Below are 2,515 nucleotides of genomic sequence, written 5' to 3'. Positions count from 1 at the left end.
AGGAAGGTCGCCGTGACCGGCACGTACGACGCGTCCGGGCAGCTGCTCGTCCCGGGCCGCGCGCACGACGACGTCACCGGGTACCTCGTCCTCACGCCCCTGCACGTGCCCGGTGCGTCCGCCGACGTCCTCGACGGCCCGCAGTCGGTCGTCTGGGACGAGGCCGAGTTCCGCCTGCACGCGCAGAAGGCGCTCCTGACGTGGCTGCTGGAGCAGTCGTGACCGTCGCGTCCGGGCCTGTCCCCTCGACGAAGGCGGCGCGCCAGGCGCTCGTCCAGTCGCTGCTGACGCGCGGCACGGTGCACTCGCAGCAGCAGCTCGCGGAGCTCCTCGCGGCCGAGGGCGTGTCCGTCACGCAGGCGACGCTCTCGCGCGACCTCGTCGAGCTGCGTGCCGTGAAGGTGCGCACCCCCTCGGGTGCGCTCGCCTACGCGGTCCCGGCCGAGGGCGGCCACCGCGCCGCCACGACGGGCGTCGACGAGGAGATGCTCGCGGCACGGCTCGCCCGCCTGTGCACGGAGCTCCTGGTCACCGCGGAGGCGTCGGGCAACCTCGTCGTCCTGCGCACCCCGCCGGGCGCGGCGCAGTTCCTCGCCTCGGCGATCGACCACTCCGTGCTGCCCGCCGTGCTCGGCACGATCGCGGGCGACGACACCGTCCTCGTCATCGCCCGCGAGGGCGACGACACCGGAGGCCCGGTGGCCGCGGGCACCGCGCTCGCGGCCCGCTTCCTCGCCCTCGCGACCGACGCGCGACCCGAGTCGCGTCAGCGCACCCTCGACTGAGCACCCCCAGACCCGCACACCCCCTGAGAAGAGAGAAGTTCCATGACTGAGCGTGTCGTCCTCGCGTACTCCGGCGGCCTGGACACGTCCGTCGGCATCGGCTGGATCGCGGAGGCCACCGGTGCCGAGGTCATCGCCGTGGCGGTCGACGTCGGCCAGGGCGGCGAGGACCTCGAGGTCATCCGCCGGCGTGCGCTCGACTGCGGCGCGGTCGAGGCGTACGTCGCCGACGCACGCGACGAGTTCGCCGCCGAGTACTGCATGCCCGCCCTCAAGGCGAACGGCCTGTACCTCGACCGCTACCCGCTGGTCTCCGCGCTGTCGCGGCCGGTCATCGTCAAGCACCTCGTGCGTGCGGCCCGCCAGTTCGGCGCGACGACCGTCGCCCACGGCTGCACCGGCAAGGGCAACGACCAGGTCCGCTTCGAGGTCGGCATCACGTCGCTCGCGCCCGACCTCACGTGCCTCGCACCGGTCCGCGACCTCGCCCTCACGCGCGACAAGGCGATCGACTTCGCGGAGAAGCACGACCTGCCGATCGCGACGACCAAGCACAACCCGTTCTCGATCGACCAGAACGTGTGGGGCCGCGCCGTCGAGACCGGGTTCCTCGAGGACATCTGGAACGCCCCGACCAAGGACGTCTACACCTACACCGACGACCCGACGTTCCCGCCGGTCGCGGACGAGGTCGTCGTCACGTTCGAGGCGGGTGTCCCGGTCGCGCTCGACGGCGTGCCGGTCACGCCGCTGCAGGCCATCCAGGAGATGAACCGCCGCGCGGGCGCCCAGGGCGTCGGCCGGATCGACATCGTCGAGGACCGCCTCGTCGGCATCAAGTCCCGCGAGGTCTACGAGGCGCCGGGCGCGATCGCGCTCATCGCCGCGCACCAGGAGCTCGAGAACGTGACCGTCGAGCGCGAGCAGGCCCGCTTCAAGCGCGGCGTCGAGCAGCGCTGGACCGAGCTCGTCTACGACGGCCAGTGGTTCTCGCCCCTCAAGAAGTCGCTCGACGTGTTCATCGACGACACGCAGAAGTACGTCTCCGGCGACGTGCGCCTCGTGCTGCACGGCGGCCGCGCGACCGTCTCGGGCCGCCGCTCCGACGCGTCGCTCTACGACTTCAACCTCGCGACGTACGACACGGGCGACACGTTCGACCAGTCGGCGGCGCGCGGCTTCATCGAGATCTACGGCCTGTCGTCCAAGCTCGCCGCGGCGCGCGACGTGCGCTTCGGCAACGCCGAGGACCTCGGCTCGCAGGGCGGGATCGGCAGTGTCTGACGAGCAGGCGCCCCTGGCCCTGTGGGGCGGCCGGTTCGCGTCCGGACCGGCCGCCGCGCTCGCCGACCTGTCCCGGTCGACGCACTTCGACTGGCGGCTCGCCGACCACGACATCTCGGGGTCGGTCGCGCACGCACGCGTCCTGCACCGGGCCGGGCTGCTCACCGCCGACGAGCTCGACGGCATGGTCGACGCGCTCGAGCGGCTGCGCGCCGACGTCGCGTCGGGCGCGTTCGGCCCGGCACCCGACGACGAGGACGTGCACACGGCCCTCGAGCGCGGCCTGATCGAGCGCGCCGGCGCTGACCTCGGCGGCAAGCTGCGGGCGGGGCGCTCGCGCAACGACCAGGTCGCGACGCTCGTGCGGATGTACCTGCGCGAGCAGGCGCGCGTCCTGTCGGGGCTCGTGCTCGACGTCGTCGACGCGATCGTCGCGCAGGCGTCGG

At 73.1% G+C, this 2,515-nt stretch carries 4 protein-coding genes; all 4 read left to right on the top strand.

From position 1 onward, the window contains the following. On the top strand, nucleotides 1-222 hold a 222-nt coding region (locus tag HGA02_RS21135), incomplete at its 5' end, for an SURF1 family cytochrome oxidase biogenesis protein (RefSeq protein WP_343035536.1). Further along, nucleotides 219-785, top strand: coding sequence for an arginine repressor (locus HGA02_RS16145; RefSeq protein WP_168680108.1), 567 nt, complete (start codon nucleotides 219-221; stop codon nucleotides 783-785). The genes HGA02_RS21135 and HGA02_RS16145, both read left to right, overlap by 4 nt. Nucleotides 786-827: 42 nt before the next feature. Beyond that, entirely contained in the window at nucleotides 828-2,069 is a 1,242-nt protein-coding gene (locus HGA02_RS16140; protein ID WP_124342598.1) for an argininosuccinate synthase, read from the top strand. Continuing rightward, on the top strand, nucleotides 2,062-2,515 hold a 454-nt coding region (locus HGA02_RS16135; protein ID WP_343035535.1), incomplete at its 3' end, for a lyase family protein. The genes HGA02_RS16140 and HGA02_RS16135, both read left to right, overlap by 8 nt.

The organism is Cellulomonas septica (assembly GCF_012396155.1).
GTDB lineage: Bacteria > Actinomycetota > Actinomycetes > Actinomycetales > Cellulomonadaceae > Cellulomonas > Cellulomonas septica.
This window is presented reverse-complemented; position numbering and strand designations above follow the sequence as displayed.